Origin of the sequence: Micromonospora sp. HNM0581 (assembly GCF_012726175.1) — a bacterium.
In the GTDB taxonomy this organism is placed as follows: Bacteria; Actinomycetota; Actinomycetes; order Mycobacteriales; family Micromonosporaceae; genus Micromonospora.
In genome coordinates this window covers 191,643-208,059 of sequence record NZ_JAASAD010000008.1, presented here as the reverse complement: position 1 = coordinate 208,059, position 16,417 = coordinate 191,643, and the positions used below count along the sequence as shown (strand labels likewise).

Below are 16,417 nucleotides of genomic sequence, written 5' to 3'. Positions count from 1 at the left end.
GACGCACTCCTACACGTTCATCGGGCGCAGTTGCGGGCGACTCGAGGTGGAGAGCTTCTCGATCTGCGCCGACAGTTGGGCGACGGTCGGGCTACGGAAGACCATGGTGACCTTGACGTCGACCTCGAGTTCCCGGCGGATCCGGCCGATCAGGCGGGTGGCCAGCAGAGAATGGCCGCCAAGCTCGAAGAAGTCGACGTCGACACCGACCTCGTCGACCCCGAGCAGTTCGGCGAAGAGCCGGCAGAGGACCTCCTCGGTGTGGTTGCGTGGTCCTCGTCCGGTGGCGGTGGCGGGTTGTTCCGGGGCGGGAAGCGCATGGCGGTCGAGCTTTCCGCTCGGGGTCAGGGGAATCCGGGCCAGCGGGACGATCGCCGTGGGGACCATGTACTCGGGCAGGTGTTGCCGGGCCTGCTGGGTCAGCGTCGTCGGATCCAGCCGCGCGAGGTCCTCCGCCGGGTCGGCCGGCACGACGTACGCGACCAGCCGCTGGTCGCCGGGGCGGTCCTCGCGTAGCACGACCACGGCGGTACCGACCTGTGGGAGTGCGGTCATTACCTGCTCGATCTCACCGAGTTCGATGCGGAAGCCGCGAACCTTAACCTGGAAGTCGGACCGCCCGAGATACTCAACCTGGCCGTCGGGGTTCCATCGCACCAGATCGCCGGTGCGGTACATCCGGGCGCCGGGCGTGCCGAACGGACAGGCGACGAAGCGGTCGGCGGTCAGCCCAGTCTGGCCCAGGTAGCCGCGCGCCAGTCCGGCACCGGCGAGGTAGAGCTCGCCGACGACTCCGGGAGCGACCGGGAGCAACGCACCGTCAAGCACGTAAACCTGGGTGTTCCACACCGGGGCACCGATGGGCACCCGGTCCGCGCCCGGCATGTGCCGCCACGCCGTGACCTCCACCGCGGCCTCGGTCGGGCCGTACAGGTTGTGCACCTCGCACCCGGGCAGCAGATCGGCTGCCGCGTTCGCCAGGGCCGCCGGGAACGCTTCACCCGCCACCTCCATCCAGCGCAGGGTGTCGCACTCCTTGGCCGTGGGCTCGGTCAGGAAGGCGTCCAGGAGGGAGGGCACGAAGTCCGCACCGGTCACCCGTTCCCGCTGGATCAGGTCACTGAGGTAGGCGGGATCCCGGCGGCCGTCCGGACGTGCGATCACAATGGCGGCACCGACCTGAAGCGGTGCGAACAGTTCCGGTACCGACACGTCGAAGCTGGCGGTGGTGCTGAGCAGGACCCGGTCATCGGCGGCGACGCGGAAGTACGCCAGGCCCCAGCTCAGCCGATTCATGATCGACCGGTGGGTCACCTGCACGCCCTTGGGTACTCCCGTGGAACCCGAGGTGTAGATGACGTACGCCGCGTTGTCCGGCGACAACGTGCGCCGTGGGTCCTCCGTCGGGCAGCCGGACACGTCGGGTGTGTTCTGGTCGAGCACCAGCAGCGGCTTCGCGCTGTCCAGCACCTTGCGTACCCGGTCGGCGGGTAACTCGGTGTCCAGCGGCAGGTAGGCCGCGCCCGCCTTCACCACCGCGTAGATCGCCACCAGCAGATCGACCGAGCGGGGAATCCGGACCGCGACCAGCTGTTCGGGTCCGGCTCCCTGGTCGATCAGCCAGTGCGCCAGCTGGTTGGCGCGCCGGTTGAACTCACCGTACGTGAGGGTTTCCCGCTCGTGGATCAGCGCGAGCCGGTCCGGGTCGCGTTCCACCTGGGCCTCGAACGCGCCGGGCAGCGTGTCCGCAGACACCGGATGTGCGGTGTCGTTGACCTTCCGCAGCAACCAGTCCCGCTCGTCGTCGGAGAGCACGTCGACCGCGCCGACTGCCGTTGTCGGATCGTCGAGTATCTGCTCCAGTACCCGAACCAGTCGGGTGGCGATCACCTCGGCCCCGTCGCGGTCGAACAGATCGGTCTGGTAGTCGAGGGAGAGCCGCAGATAGGGGTCGGAGGAGTTCAGCGTGAGCGGGTAGTGCGAACCGGCGAGCGGCCGGATACCGTCGATCGTGAAACCGGCGGCCGTGTTCGCCTCGACGATGCCCGCCCGGTCAATCGGATAGTTCTCGAACACGACGATCGTGTCGAACAGGGCGGGCAACCCGGTGGCCCGTTGGATGTCGGCCAGTCCGTAGTAGTGGTGCTCGAGCAGCGCGACCTGCCGCTGCTGCAACCCGGTGACGACCGCGCCGACGGTATCGTACGGGCGGCAGTGTGCTCTGGTCGGCAGGGTGTTGATGAACAGACCGACCATCTCGTCGGAGCCCGTGAGCTCCGCCGGTCGGCCGTTGACCGCAGCGCCGAACACCACGTCGTGCTGGCCGGTCAGCTTCGACAGCAGGACCGCCCAGGCACCCTGCAGGACGGTGTTCAGGGTGACCCCGAGTTGCGCGGCCCGCCCGGCGAGCTCGCGTCCCTTGTCGATCGAGAACGGCACCTCGACACGGCCGAGAGCCGACACCGTCTCGGCGATCGGGGTGTCCGGTGCGACACGTGTCGGCCTGTCGAAACCGGCGAGTTCGGTCTGCCATCGGGCGGCCGACTCCTGCCGGTCCTGCCGGGACAGCCAGGTCAGGTAGTCGCCGTAGTCGCGGACCGCGGGCGGCGCCTGGTCGGCGTAGAGCTGGATCAGATCCTTGATCACCAGCGGTGACGACCAACCGTCGAACAAGGTGTGGTGCGCGGTGAGGACCAGCTTGGCCCGCTGCGTCCCGCAGCTGAGCAGGGCCAGGCGCAGCAGCGGCGGCCGGGTGGGGTCGAGCCGGTCCGCCCGGTCCTCGGCCAGGAACCGGTCCAGCGCGGCGTCCTGTTCCGCGTCGCCCTGTCCGGACAGGTCGATGTGCCGCCAGGGCAGGGCGACGTGTTCCGGTACGACCTGGACGGGGTCGCCGTCGGTCGCGGTGAGGAACGCGGAGCGCAGGTTCGGGTACCGACGTAGCAGCGCCTGCCCGGCCGCCCGGATCCTCGCCGGTTCGACGTGCCCGGACAGGTGCAGCACGAACTGCATGTGGTAGACGTCGAAGGCGTCGTCGGCGAGCGCGGCCTGGAACTGTATGCCGGACTGGCCGGGTGCCTGCGGCCAGACCTCGGCCAGCCGGCCGTACCGCTGCTCCCAACTTTCGATCTCGTCCTGCCGCACCGAGACCAGCGGCGCGTCGGAGGGGGTGAGGCCACCGACCGGCGCTCCGACGGCGTACGCGGCCATGCCTCGCAGCACGTCAGCCCAGAGGTCGGCCAGTTCGGTCACCCGCTCCCGGGACAGCAGACCGGACGGGAACATGAACATGGTCTCCAGCCGGGTACCGTCGACGGTGTCCACAGCGACCGAGTTGACCTCGAGTGCGGACAGGGCGGGCAGGTCCGGATCGGGCATCGCGATCAGCTCGGTGGACCACGAAGCCGGCACCCAACCGTGCGCACGCAGATGTTCGGCAACGTCGGTCTGGGAGATGCGGCCGAGGTAGTTGAAGCCGATCTGTGGTGCCGGGTAGCCGGCGAGCTGTTCGGCGGTCTCCGGGTTGAGGTAGCGCAGCAGCCCGTAACCCAGACCCTTGTCGGGGGCCTCGCGCAGTTGCTCCTTGACCAACTTGATGGCCGTCGCGGTGGCCGCACCGCCGGCCAGCACGTCGGCCAGGTCCACTCCGGAAACCGCCACCCGGGCCGGATACATGCTGGTGAACCAGCCGACGGTCCGGGACAGATCCGCACCGGCGACGATGTCCTCCTCGCGACCATGCCCTTCCAGCCGGACCAGGACGGGTTGCGCGACACCGCGCCACCGGTCGAGAGCCAGGGCCAACGCGGCGAGCAGAACGTCGGTACCGGTCGCCCGGAACGCCGCCGCAAGCGTGGTCAGCACGACGTCACTGACCTCGGCCGGCAACCGCAGCCGTACGGTGTCGACGGTGCCCATCAGGTCCACCGAAGGGTCGAACATCCGCTGCCCCAGCGCCGGGTTCGGCAGTTCCAGCAAGTCACGCCAGTAGGTCAGCTCGGCTTCCCGCCGCGGGGAGAGCGCCTCGTCCGCCAGGGCGGCGGTCCACCGGCGAGCCGACGTTCCGACGGCGGGCAGCTCGGCGCGGTGTCCGGAGCCGATCCGGTGCCACGCCTCGGCGAGGTCCGACATGAGGATGCGCCAGGAGACGCCGTCCACGACCAGGTGGTGCAGCACGATGAGCAGTCGCCCGGTGCCGTCGGTTGCGGCGAACCAGACGAAATCCGCCACGACACCGGCTTCCGGATCGAGCCGGCCGAGGGCGGCGTGCAACTGCGCCTGCGCCTGCGCCAGCGCGTCCGGCTCCGCCCAACGGCCGCCGCAGGCGACCGTGTGGAGCAGGTCACCCGCTCGTACGCTGCCCGGCGGACGGACGTCGAGGGTGGGTTCACCGTCGCGTACCAGCCGGGCACGCAGCAGGTCGTGCCGGTCGAGGACAGCGTCCAGCGTCGCGGTCAACCCACGCTCGTCGATACCTACCGGCAGCTCCAGCGTCATGGCCATGGCGAAACGGTCGATGCCACCGCCGTGCTCGAACACCTGCCGGGCCACCGGCGGCAGCGCCATCGGACCGACGCCGCCGCCCGGGTCCTCGGCGAGGGCGGGCACGCGGTCACCCCGAGCGCCCGCCAGCTCGGCGAGCCGGGCCACGGTACGGCCTTCGAAGATCTCCCGGGTGGTCAGGTGCAGGTCGCGTGCCCGCGCCCGCGCCACGACCTGAATCGAGCGCAGGCTGTCCCCACCGATGCCGAAGAAGTCGTCGTCGACACCGACCCGGTCGACTCCGAGGACATCCGCGTAGGCCTTCGCGATGATGTGCTCGGCCTCGGTGCGCGGCGCCCGGTAGGTTGCACCGAGAAACTCCGGTTCGGGCAGGGCCGCACGGTCCAGTTTTCCGGTCGGGCCGACCGGCAGCCGGCTCAGGGCGACGAAGGCCGACGGCACCATGTAGTCGGGCAGCCGTGCCGCGACGAACTCGCGCAGTTCGGCCGCTGAGGCGCCGGCCTGCACATCGACGTCCCCGATGCCACCGGCACCGTCGTCACCGACCCCACCCTCACCGGTGTGCACCACGTAGGCGACGAGCCGCCGCCCACCCGCAGGCACCTCGCGGGTGATCACGACGGCCTCGCTGATCCCGGGATGCTGCGCACAGGCCGCCTCCACCTCGGCAGTCTCGATGCGGAAGCCGCGTACCTTCACCTGGCTGTCGTCACGGCCCACACACTCCAACTGGCCGTCGGCCTTCCAGCGGACCAGATCACCGGTGCGGTACATCCGATCGCCCGGCGGTCCGAACGGGTTGGCCACGTACCGCTGCGCGGTCAGCCCCGGATCGCCGTGGTAGCCACGTCCCAGTGAGGCGCCGGCGACGTACAACTCGCCGAGCACCCCCTGCGGTACGGGGACGAGTCCCGGGCCCAGCACGTAGGCGCGCACGTTGTCCAGCGGCGTACCGATGGGCGTGACGTCACCGTCTGCCCAGTCCTGCTCCGCCGGCAGGGAGAAGGCGGTGGCGTAGAAGCTCTCGCTCTGCCCGTAGGAGTTCACGACCTGCACGTCCGGCCGGACGTCACGGATCTGCCGCACCAGCCGGCCCGGCAACACCTCACCGGCGAGGACGACGGCCCGGACGTTCGGTGCCTTGTCCAGGTGGTCGGTCAGCTCGCCGAGCACCGACGGCACCGCGCTGATCACGTGACCGTCCCAGCTGTCGCGCTCGCCGAGCACCAACGCGTCGGGCACCACCTCGACCGTGCCGCCGGTGGACAGCGTGGTCAGCAGCTCGAAGACCGAGACGTCGAAGTTGACGGAGGTGCCGGCCAGCATCCGCCAGCCGGGCGGCGCGTCGAGGCGACGGGTCAGCGCCCGCACGCCGTTGACGACGTTGCGGTGGGTGATCGCGACGCCCTTCGGTCGCCCGCTGGAGCCCGAGGTGTACATCACGTACGCGAGGTTGTCGGCGGCCGGTGCTGGCACCGGGTCCCCGGGCGGCGACGCCCACTCGCCGCTCTCGTCGAGGTTCACCACCGAGACGGCGTCCGGTGGCAGTTCCGCCGAGGTAGCGGTGTCGGTGACCGCGAAGCGCGGACGCGCCTCGGCCAGCACCCCCACGGCCCGCGGACCCAGATGCCGCGTGTCCATCGGTAGATAGCCGGCCCCGGACCCGAGGATCCCGAGGAGACCGACCACCAGGTCCTCCGAGCGGGGTACCGCCAACACCACCAGGTCCTCCGGCCCGGCACCGCGACGCCGCAGTTCCCCGGCGAGACGTTCCACCCGGTCGTCGAGTTGACGGTAGGTGAGTGTCCGGCCGTCGCAGACGACCGCCACTGAATCCGGGGTTCGGGCAGTCTGGCGCTTCACCAGTTCCGTGATGGTCTGCTCGTCGAGAGAGGTGGCGGTGTCGTTGAAGCGGGTGAGCAGACGGTCGCGTTCGTCCGGTGCGAGCACGTCGGTCCGGTCGACGTCGCGATCCGGGTCGGCGACGAGCTGGCGGAGAACCCGCGTGAAGCGGGCGGCGATGCCCTCGACCGTGTGCCTGTCGAACAGGTCGGTGGCGTACTCCAGGCGGACACCGGCTCCACCGGAAGCATTCGGGATGATGTTGAAGAAGAGGTCGAACTTAGCGGTTCCCGTCTCCAGGGTCTCCGACTCGGTACGCAGACCGGCGAAGCTCAGCTCACCCAACGGTTCCTGCCAGGCGAGCATCACCTGGAACAGCGGGTGGTACGCGGTGGAACGATCCGGGTTCAGCAGCTCGACCAGCCGCTCGAACGGCAGGTCCTGGTTGTCGTAGGCACCCAGGCACCGGTCACGCACCCGGTCGAGCAGCTGACGGAAGGTGGGGTTGCCGCTCAGATCGACCCGCAGCACCCAGGTGTTGACGAAGAATCCGACCAGGTCGCGCAGCTCCTCGTCGACCCGACCGGCAATGGGCGCACCGATCGGCACGTCGTCGCCGCAGCCGAGCTGGCGCAGCAGCACCGCCAACGCGGAGTGCATCACCATCGACACCGTGACGTCCTGCTCACCGACGAGCCTCTGCACGGCCGCGAGCAGATCCGGCTCGATCGGGAACTCCACGAGGCCGCCGTGCGGGCGCATCACGCGCGGGCGGGGCCGGTCCGTCGGCAAGGCCAGGGGCTGCGCCAGACCGTCGAGCGCCACGCGCCAGTACGCCAGCTGCCGGGCGGCCACGCTCCGCGGGTCGGACTCGTCGCCGAGCATCTCCTGCTGCCACAGCGTGTAGTCCGCGTACTGCAGGGCCAGCGGCGCCGATTGGGGTGCCTGCCCCGCGCGGCGTGCCGCGTACGCGGTGCTCAGGTCGCGCAGCAGCGGCCCGAGCGACTCCCCGTCCAGGGCGATGTGGTGCACAACCAGGACGAGTGTGTGCTGATCAGGTCCGGTACGCAGCAGCCGGGCACGGATCGGTACGTCAGTGGCCAGGTCGAAGGTCTCCGTCGCGACCGCGTCGACCGCCGCGCGCCGGTCCGCCTCCGCAACCTCGACCACCGCCAGGGCGAACAGTCCGTTCTCGGCCGGCAGGACCTCCTGGTGAGGGATCCCGTCGTCGCCTTCGACGATGACCGTACGGAGAACCTCGTGCCGGTCGAGGACGTCCCGGAGCGCTGCTTCGAGCGCATCGACGTCAAGCTCACCGGTCAGCCGCAGGGCGAAAGCGCCGTTATAGGTCGGCGACGGGCCCTCGAACCGATCCACGAACCACAACCGGCGCTGCGCGAACGACAACGGAATCATTGTTTCTCCAAATCGGCGGACCTGGGAGCGGACCGTCGGGTCAGCTCTGGTCGAGCAGGGTCAGAAGTTCCTCGTTGTAGAAGTCGTCGATGGAGATCGCCCCCGACAGGGTCGAGAAATAGCGATCGATGTGGTCCTGGTGACCGACAAGCTTGCGCAGCATGTCCGTACGGCCCTCGGGTTTGAGTTCGGCCACGTTGAGAGCGCCCTGGTAGTGGTTGAGGGCCTCGTCGCTCAGGCTGTTCTCGTAGCGCCGCAGTGCCGACCTGAGCGCGCGATCGTCGTGTAGGTTCGCGCCGATGTACCCGGTGAGCGTCTGCGCCTGCACCCACGCCTCGGTGATACCCCGAGCGGTGATGGAGTCCTTGTGGTTGACCGCGTCGCCCACCAGCACCCAGCCCGGCCCGTAGGCCTTGCGGAAGTAGTTCTCCTGGTGCCCGGTGCCGTACAACTGCTCCACCCGCTCGCCGGACTGCATCCGCTCATACAACTCGGGCGCCGTCGAACGGAACGCCTCCAGGTACGCGGGCTCCACCGACCTGCGGACCTCGCCGAAATCAGCCTGCGGAAAGTAGGTCATGAGCAGCGTCAGGTCGTTGTTCGTGGGGACGACGCCGATCCATCGGCCCGGCCGCTCGTAGAGCTCGAAGTCCGCCGGCACCCCGGCCCAGTAGCTGTAGTAGACGCAGGTCAGGCGGGCGTGTTCGACGACGTTCGGCGCACCGACCTTGCGGGCCACGAGCGAACGCATGCCGTCCGCGCCGACCACGAGACGGGCGCGTTCGGTCGTCTGCACACCGGCGGGTGTGGTGTACCTGACCCCTACGACCCGGTCGTCGTCGTAGATGAGGTCGTTGACCGCGCACGACTGCCGGAACTCCGCGCCGGCCCGGACGGCCCCGGCCGCGAGGATGGGGTCGAGGACGTACCGCCGCGGCGCGTACGTGGTCCGTAGGCCATCGATCGGCAGGGAGAACCCCTCCACACGTACCCCGGGCGCCTCGTACACCTGGTGGGTGATCGGCTGCACGTCGGTGGCCCGCAGTTCGTCGAGCAGCCCCCAGCGGTCCAGTAGCGCCACACCCTGCGAGTGCAGGTAGTGGGAGGAGAGCGTGTCCTGCGGAAACTTCGCCTTCTCCAAAAGCAGGACCCGGTAACCCTGCCGCGCGAACAGCATGGCCGTCGGCGCACCCGCACAGCGGGCACCTATGACAATGACGTCGTACATGGCGCCTCTCTTAACCAGGCTTTGACGATTTCTACGGCCCCGATGAGGCCGGGTGAGATGAGCGTTCACGGCGCGTTGGTAACAGCCGCTCTCGAGAGTCGACAGAACTGTCTGCCGCTACCCGGTCATGGTTTCTGAGGACGTGATGTACGCCGATATGGATGACACCGTCGGGTTACGGAACAGCTGGTCGACCGGCACCTCGACACCCAGTTCCACGATGAGGGACCGTTGAATTCTGGCCATTATCACCGATTGGCCACCGAGGGCGAAGAAATCGTCGTCGAAGGCTATGTCGTCGCGCCCGAGTTCCCGGCACCAGATCGCGTGCACTCTTTCGGTGATCATCATGTTCCTTTCGTCGGTCATCGGGTCGGCACCCGGGCCCGCAGCTCGTCGAGCAGCGCCGCGCGGTCGACCTTTCCGTGGGGAGTCAGTGGCAGTCGGTCGACGCGGCGGAAGGTCGCCGGGACCATGTTCCGCGGCAGTGCCTCCAGCAGACGGGCACGGACGTCGCTGTCGGCCGGATCGTCCCCGGCAGGTTCCAGGAAGGCGGTCAGCTGGCAGTCGCCGGCGGCGTCGACGGTGACCACCACGGCGGCCTGCCGAACTCCGGCCAGTCGACCCAGCGCCCGTTCGATCTCGTGCGGGTCGATGCGCATGCCGCGCACCTTCACCTGGGTGTCCATCCGACCGAGAACGACCAGTTGACCGGTCTCGGTGACGTATCCGCGGTCCCCGGTGCGGTAGATGCGCACCGAAGCGCCATGGACCTGGATCGTCGTGAAGCGGGCGGACTCGGGTCCCGAGCCGTTGAGGTAGCCGGCGCCGACGCTGCGTCCGGCGATGCAGATCTCGCCCGGCTCTCCGATGCGTACCCCGCGCAGCTGCTCGTCGAGGATGTGGATGTCGGTGTTGTAGGCGGGGCGGCCCACCGGAGCGACGTCGTGCTCGTCACGGCGGTAGTCGGCGAGGTCGTACGAGGTCGCGACGTCCGCGCACTCGGCCACGCCGTACTGATGCAGCAGGGTGCAGGTGTTCCCCTCGGCGACGGCCCAGTCCCAGACGCGTCCGACGTGCAGCGGCTCACCGCCGAACAACACGTAGTCCAGCCCGGTGAGCGCGCTCCGCCCACTCGCGGTCTCCCAGTCCACCAGCACGTAGAGGGTGGACGAGGCGCAGTTCACCGTCCGGATGTCATGCTCGGTCACCATCCGGTACGCCATCGCGGCGTCGAAGTTGCGGCTGGCCATGAGGTACTGGGTGGCGCCGCAGAACAACGGCATCATCAGGCTGCGCTGCGACAGGTCGAAGCCGAACGCGCTGACCACGAGGTTGTGCGAACCGCGGTGCAGGCCGTACTCGACGGTCAACCAGTTCAGCAGGTTGAACCAGTTCTCGTGCCGCAGGGCGGTCAGTTTCGGGGTACCTGTCGATCCCGAGGTGAAGACCGCATAGCAGATGTCGTCACCGGTGACCGGCACGTCCGGGTCGACCGCCGGCAGTGCCGCCAACTTGTCGGACAGGTGCGCCAGGTCGACGACCGGGGCTTTCGCGCACGCCACCAGCTCGACCGTGGCCGCACCGGCGACGATCGCGGCGAGCTGGGGTATCTGTCCCAGCAGCAGCCGCAGCCGTGCGGCCGGGTAGGCCGGGTCCAGCGGCACGTAGGCCGCACCCGACTTCAGCGTGCCCAGAATGGCGACAAGCATGTCGATCGAGTAGTCGAGGCAGATGCCGACCTTGGTGCCCCGTCCGTGTCCACGCTCGATGAGCAGATGCGCGAACTGGTTGGCTCGGGCATTCAGCTCGCGGTACGACATGCGCTGCCCGGCACAGAAGACAGCCGTCGCGTCGGGAGTTTCCGCGGCGTGTGTCTCGAAACGGCGGTGGACCACCGGAACCGAAGGCAGCGTGACCCGTTTACCCGGAAGAATCATGGACCTACTCCGATGTGACGAGTGGCCGGGCCTGGTCGCCGGACCACCACGAGGGGCGTACGGCGTCGTCAGGCGACGCGCCGGTCAACGGCGTCGAGGACTCGGGTGGCCCATTCGTCGACGGAGAGACCGCAGGCGGCGGCCAACTTCGAGTAGCAGTCGAGTTGACTCGCGGACAGTTCAATGATGATCTTTGTGGTGGATGCCTGGTGCTTCTCGGTGCCGCCCACCTCGTCCAGCTGTGCGACACGCTGACTCTGACGGCCACCGTCGACCGCCGAGGCGGCGGTGGCACCGCGCTCGGTCAGACTGGCCCGAACCGCCTTACGGAGCTCGTTACGCGACCACTTCTGCTGCTCCGCCTTGCGTAGCCAGTAGTCCTGCTCCGCCGGTGCCAGGCGGGCCAGCTCGGCGTGGTGGGCGAAGCTGAGGGTGTCCCGTCGGCGTCCCTGCTCGAACCGTCGGGCCACCCAGGCGTAGTTGCGCAGGGTCTGGTAGTCCAGGCCGGTCCGTTCGATAGCCTCCCGGTACCGCCGCCATCCGTACGCGGTCTCCCCGAAGATGAGCCAGTCGGCAAGCCACCAGGCCGACGAGTTCGTCAGCTCGCGCAGGCTGCTCCCGATCTGTTCCCAGGACCGCTCGGACAGGCCCTGCGGAAAGACCATCCCCGACTTCCGTACCGTCGCCTGGTTCCCGACGAACGAGACCACGAGATCGTGCTGCATGGCAACCCCGGCGCTCACTGGTCTGGTCCGGCACTCGTCAACGGTCTTCACCGATGTCCCCCTAATCCTCGTCGGACGGTGCAGGCGACGTCGACCGGATCGGTCGGATTCTCCGCCGCCCGGCCGTTTCAGTTGCTCTCAGTCAATCGGCTCATGTACTCCGCCACTTCGGGCTGCCCCCCGGCTGCTTCCTGAAAGTGACGGCAAACCCGGCCCTGTGTCTCGCGGTTCTGTTCCTGGCTGAGCTTGAAAATCGCAGCGGACCGGGTGACCGTGAAACGAAACGCACCCACCCCGGGAAGAATTCGACGGAAGTGGTCCATCGAATCGGTCATGTCCCAGCCGTTCCCGAACTCGGTTTCCAGGGCTCCCGCTGTCGCCCGCACGACCGACAGCGTCTCCTCCTCGGACTCGATCGGCTCGAGCACACCGCGCAGCTGCGCCGCCGTGTAGTTCCACGTCGGTGCGGCGGGGACGGACGGGTAGAGCGTCGGTGAGACGTACCCGTGCGGGCCGGCGAAACTGAGCACCGCGGGAATTCCGGCGCACAGTGCCTTCCACTGCGGATTCGCCCGATTCATGTGACCGAGCAGCGTCGTGCCGGTCAGGTCCGGCGAAGACTGGGCGGCCGGGTCGGTTTCGATGATGACCGGCAGATGGGTGCCGAAAGGCCCCTCCCTGTCGTCACCGTTGGTCAGCAACAACGCCAGAGGATTCCGCCGCACCAGCTCCTGGATCCACTGCGGTTCCGGCTCCCGGTACATACGAGGCACGAACATGGCTCTCCACTTCTCCGCACGCTGCGACGACGGTCAGTTCGCCGCCATGGCCTCACGGAGGCTCCGCGGGCGCAGGTCGGTCCAGTTCTGCTCCACGAACTCCAGACAGGCGGCCTTGACATCGGCGCCGAAAACAACCCGCCAGCCGGCCGGCACCTCGGCGAAGACCGGCCAGAGGGAGTGCTGGTCCTCGTCGTTGACCAGGACGTAGAAGCTGCCGCTGTCGTCGTCGAAAGGGTTCGTGCTCACAGGCCACCGTCCTTTGGATCGTCACGGGACTACTCGGATTCCACAGTGCATCCGGCAACCGGCATTCGCGATTACCGAAACAATTTCCAGGTCATCGTAAGTGCCGACTCGCAAGACGTGTCAATATCACCCACACCCCTGTTCCCGGGGCACTGCCCCACCACTCGCGGACGCCCTGCAGCAGGGGCCAGGAACCCCGCACCGGCTCCGACCCCTATTTACACCCCACAACCCTTACAGGCAGCTTCAGGACGTAGACACCGCTTTGGCGACAAATACGCTTACTACTCAGCGGGTGCAGCGCCGAACAACCCGAGAGGACCGCCGGGTGCCCGATGACGGCACGCGTACTGCATTTCGGTCCGAACGAGGACGGTGGAGAAGTGAGACGTTCAGCGGTTCCTGTCTCAGGGCTGCGTAAGAGCTACGGCGACAAGATGGCCCTCGATGGCATCGACCTCGATGTCCCCGCAGGGTCGACCTTCTCCCTGCCCGGCCCGAACGGAACAGGGATGACCAAAGGCATCGTCGATCGTTTCAAGGTCATGGACGTCTCTCGCGAGAACCGTGGAGTCGGCCGGCATCGCCACCGTTCCGCTGATCATGTCGCCCTTCCTGAGCAGCGCGTTCGTACCCGCAGAGTCGATGGGGGCCGGCATCCGGCAGTTCGCCGAGTACCAGCCGTTCACCCCGGTCATCGAAACGCTCCGTGGACTGCTGACGGTCAACCCTCGGCCAGCAGCGCTCTCGCCGCCGCCGGCTGGTGCCTCGGACTGGCCCTCACCGGATACCTGTGGTCGGTTCGCACCTTCAACAAACGCGCGCGATCCCCGGATACTGACCACGTAACGGGTCCGAACGGCTACGGGGTGAACACGTCCCGCACCTCGGCCCCAGCGGTGCCGGCGCGACGAGCCTTCTCGCCGAGCCGGCGCGCCGCACGATCGACACGCCGCAACGACCGCCGACGTTCACCACCGCGGCACCCGCCTCTCTCCCTGGGAGTCACCATGACAGAGAACCCCATCGAAATCGCCGACCTGCGCAAGTCGTTCGGCTCCGGCAAAGCGCTCGACGGCCTGCACCTGACCGTCGGTCCTGGTGAGATCGCCGGATTCCTCGGCCCCAACGGCGCCGGCAAGTCGACCACGATCCGGGTGCTGCTCGGCCTGCAACGCCGCGACTCCGGCACCGCCCGACTCTTCGGCAACGACGCCTGGCGCGACGCCGTGGCCCTGCACCGCCGACTCGCCTACGTCCCCGGTGATGTCAGCCTGTGGCCGAACCTCACCGGCGGCGAGGCCATCGACTACCTGACCCGGCTGCACGACACCTCCGACCGGGCGGAGCGCCGAAGGCGTAAGAACGCCCTGCTGGAGCACTTCGAGCTCGACCCGACCAAGAAAGCGCGGACGTACTCGAAGGGCAACCGACAGAAGGTGGCGCTCGTGGCCGCCTTCCTCACCGACCCCGAGCTTTACATCTTCGATGAACCGACCTCCGGCCTGGACCCGCTGATGGAGGCGGTCTTCACCGACCACGTCCAGCAGGCCAAGGAGGCGGGGAAGGCGGTACTTCTCTCCTCGCACATCCTCAGCGAGGTGGAGAAGGTCTGCGACACCGTCACGATCATCAGGAGCGGTCGTACGGTGGAATCCGGAACCCTCGCCGAACTGCGACACCTGACCCGCACCACCGTCACCGCACTCGTCGGCGAGGACCCGGGGGTCCTCGCCGGGCTCGCCGGTGTCCACGACGTCACCACCACCGCGGAAGGCGACGAGATCACCAAGGTCGACCTTTCCGTGGACAACGCGCAGATCAGCGCGGTCCTGGCCGCGCTGTCGAGGCTGGACGTCCGGGGCATCACGGCCACCCCACCGTCACTTGAGGAACTGTTCATGCGGCACTACGGGGCAGACCCGACGGCTGTAGCGCACCGGGACGTCGAGGCGGTGACCCGATGAGCACACCGACCGCTGACGTCGCTCGGCAGACACCCCCGACCCGTCCCGCAGCCGCCCGGACGCCGGCTTCGACCGCCGCTCTGGCCGGTACCGGTCACCTCCTGCGCTTCATGCTGCGCCGTAACCGGGTCCGGCTGAGCGTCTGGACCGGCTCCCTGGTGGCCTTCTGCGGTTACTACGTCGTCGCCATCGCGGCGGTCTACCCGACCGCCGCCGACCGACAGAACCGGGCCGAGTCGATCGACAACGCCGGTGGCACGCTGCTGGCCGGGCCGGGCTACGGGCTAGCGGACTACACCATCGGCAGGATGTTCGCCAACGAGATGTCGCTGTGGCTGATGGCGCTCCTGGCGACGATGAACATCCTGCTGATCGCCCGCAACACCCGCGCCGAGGAGGCGAGCGGCCGCAGCGAACTCGTCCGTGCGCTGCCCGTCGGCAGGCACGCCGGGACCGTCGCGGCGTTCCTCGTGGTGACGATCGCCGACGTCGCGTTCGCCCTGTTCGGTAGCGTGCTGCTGATCAGTGCCGGGCAGCTCGCCGCGGTGGACACCGTCACTCTCCTGACCGGTGTGATGCTGACGGCCCTGGTCTTCGCCGCCGTCACCACGGTCACCAGCCAGCTCACGGTGCACAGTCGCGGGGCCTCCGGGCTCGCCTTCGCGGCACTCGCCGCCGCGGTACTGGTCCGCGGCATCGGGGACATCCAGCAGCGGCACGGCGGCTGGCTGTCCTGGCTGTCCCCGATCGCCTGGGCGCAGCAGACCAGACCCTACGCCGACGTGCGGCTCTGGCCACTCGGCCTGAGCGTGCTGGCGATCCTCGTCGCGCTGGTCGTCGGGGCCGTCCTGGCTTCGCGGCGTGACCTCGGTGGTGCCCTGCTACCCGGTAGGCCGGGACGGGCCGACGCGGTTCCGTCACTGGCCAGCCCGATCGCGCTCGTCGTCCGACAGCAGCGCGGAGCGCTGCTGTGGTGGCTCGTGGGTTGTGTGGCGATGTTCGGCCCCGCCGGGCTGTTCCTCGGCGCGGATTCCGGCGAAGCCCTGCGGCGCATCGCCGATCAGAACGAGCTCACCGGGACCATCTTCGGCGACGATCCCATCCTGGCTTTCCTGGCCATCATGATGCTGCACAACGCACTCGCCGTGGCGGTGTTCACCACCGCGTCGGTGCTGCGCGTGCAGACCGAGGAGGATGAGGGACGACTGGGTCTCGGCCTGTCCCGGCCGGTGTCGAGAACCACATCGCTGCTCAGCCATCTGGCCGTCGCCGGGGTCGGCGCGCTCGTGCTGCTCGTCGCCGGTGGAGCTCTGCCACTGTGGATCGGCGCGTCGATCTCCGGTGGCGACGCCAGTCTGTTGGTCCTGTTGAACAGTGCCGGGGCGTTCGCGCTCGGTATCGCCGTGCTGATCGCCTTCGCCGCGGCGCTCTACGCCTGGATTCCCCGGGCGAGCGCGCTCGCGTGGGTGCTCTGCGGGATCGTCGTGGTGGAGCGGTTCTTCGGATCTGTCCTCCAACTGCCCACAGCGGTCAAGGCGCTCTCGCCGTTCTGGTGGGTCGGCAACTATCCGAGCACGTCCCTCGAACCAGCCAACCTGGTGGGTCTCGCCGCGGTTGCCACCGCGCTGGTGGCCCTGGCGGTCGCCGGCTTCCGCCGACGCGACCTCCGTGCGGGCTGAGCACCGGTCCCATCCCGTGACAGCGCTCCCGATGGTCCCGGCACGCCGGCCGGGGCCATCGCGCGGGTCGCCCACACCATCCCCTTGCGATG

General features: G+C 68.6%; 10 protein-coding genes. 2 read left to right on the top strand and 8 right to left on the bottom strand.

What is annotated here, in order from left to right; all coding sequences use genetic code 11:
• Nucleotides 1–9 precede the first annotated feature (9 nt).
• From HCA58_RS12990 to HCA58_RS24060, 8 genes are all read right to left on the bottom strand, one after another.
• A complete protein-coding gene (locus HCA58_RS12990; protein WP_169598055.1) occupies nucleotides 10–7,758 on the bottom strand; it encodes a non-ribosomal peptide synthetase in 7,749 nt (2,582 codons plus the stop codon).
• A gap of 40 nt (nucleotides 7,759–7,798) precedes the next feature.
• Complete coding sequence (locus HCA58_RS12985) at nucleotides 7,799–8,986, bottom strand: NAD(P)/FAD-dependent oxidoreductase (RefSeq protein WP_169598054.1); 1,188 nt, start codon at nucleotides 8,984–8,986, stop codon at nucleotides 7,799–7,801.
• Between the two features lie 117 nt (nucleotides 8,987–9,103).
• Complete coding sequence (locus HCA58_RS12980; RefSeq protein ID WP_240956129.1) at nucleotides 9,104–9,355, bottom strand: phosphopantetheine-binding protein; 252 nt, start codon at nucleotides 9,353–9,355, stop codon at nucleotides 9,104–9,106.
• A complete protein-coding gene (locus HCA58_RS12975) occupies nucleotides 9,352–10,926 on the bottom strand; it encodes an amino acid adenylation domain-containing protein (protein ID WP_169598053.1) in 1,575 nt (524 codons plus the stop codon). Before HCA58_RS12975 ends, HCA58_RS12980 begins: the two co-directional genes overlap by 4 nt.
• A gap of 68 nt (nucleotides 10,927–10,994) precedes the next feature.
• Entirely contained in the window at nucleotides 10,995–11,669 is a 675-nt protein-coding gene (locus HCA58_RS12970; protein ID WP_346775976.1) for an LmbU family transcriptional regulator, read from the bottom strand.
• Between the two features lie 110 nt (nucleotides 11,670–11,779).
• Nucleotides 11,780–12,430 (bottom strand): FMN-binding negative transcriptional regulator, encoded by a 651-nt coding sequence (locus HCA58_RS12965; protein WP_169598052.1) that lies wholly within the window; start codon nucleotides 12,428–12,430, stop codon nucleotides 11,780–11,782.
• A 33-nt stretch (nucleotides 12,431–12,463) separates the two neighbouring features.
• The gene (locus HCA58_RS12960) at nucleotides 12,464–12,679 is read right to left on the bottom strand and encodes an MbtH family protein (protein ID WP_169598051.1); all 216 of its coding nucleotides are present in this window, start codon (nucleotides 12,677–12,679) and stop codon (nucleotides 12,464–12,466) included.
• Between the two features lie 407 nt (nucleotides 12,680–13,086).
• Nucleotides 13,087–13,377 (bottom strand): hypothetical protein, encoded by a 291-nt coding sequence (locus tag HCA58_RS24060; protein ID WP_169598050.1) that lies wholly within the window; start codon nucleotides 13,375–13,377, stop codon nucleotides 13,087–13,089.
• Nucleotides 13,378–13,689: 312 nt separating this feature from the next.
• On the opposite strand from HCA58_RS24060, the gene HCA58_RS12950 reads away from it, so the two are divergent.
• Together HCA58_RS12950 and HCA58_RS12945 are read left to right on the top strand one after the other, a co-directional pair.
• Nucleotides 13,690–14,646: an ABC transporter ATP-binding protein gene (locus HCA58_RS12950; RefSeq protein ID WP_169598049.1), complete on the top strand. Its 957-nt coding sequence runs from the start codon at nucleotides 13,690–13,692 to the stop codon at nucleotides 14,644–14,646.
• Entirely contained in the window at nucleotides 14,643–16,325 is a 1,683-nt protein-coding gene (locus HCA58_RS12945; protein WP_240956126.1) for a hypothetical protein, read from the top strand. Before HCA58_RS12950 ends, HCA58_RS12945 begins: the two co-directional genes overlap by 4 nt.
• Nucleotides 16,326–16,417: the final 92 nt, after the last annotated feature.

Coding starts and splice junctions, on each gene's coding strand:
- HCA58_RS12990 (WP_169598055.1), bottom strand. CDS start 7,758: ATGATTCCGTTGTCGTTCGCGCAGCGCCGGTTGTGGTTCGTGGATCGG.
- HCA58_RS12985 (WP_169598054.1), bottom strand. CDS start 8,986: ATGTACGACGTCATTGTCATAGGTGCCCGCTGTGCGGGTGCGCCGACG.
- HCA58_RS12980 (WP_240956129.1), bottom strand. CDS start 9,355: ATGACCGACGAAAGGAACATGATGATCACCGAAAGAGTGCACGCGATC.
- HCA58_RS12975 (WP_169598053.1), bottom strand. CDS start 10,926: ATGATTCTTCCGGGTAAACGGGTCACGCTGCCTTCGGTTCCGGTGGTC.
- HCA58_RS12965 (WP_169598052.1), bottom strand. CDS start 12,430: ATGTTCGTGCCTCGTATGTACCGGGAGCCGGAACCGCAGTGGATCCAG.
- HCA58_RS24060 (WP_169598050.1), bottom strand. CDS start 13,377: ATGACCGGGGTGAACGGCTGGTACTCGGCGAACTGCCGGATGCCGGCC.
- HCA58_RS12950 (WP_169598049.1), top strand. CDS start 13,690: ATGACAGAGAACCCCATCGAAATCGCCGACCTGCGCAAGTCGTTCGGC.
- HCA58_RS12945 (WP_240956126.1), top strand. CDS start 14,643: ATGAGCACACCGACCGCTGACGTCGCTCGGCAGACACCCCCGACCCGT.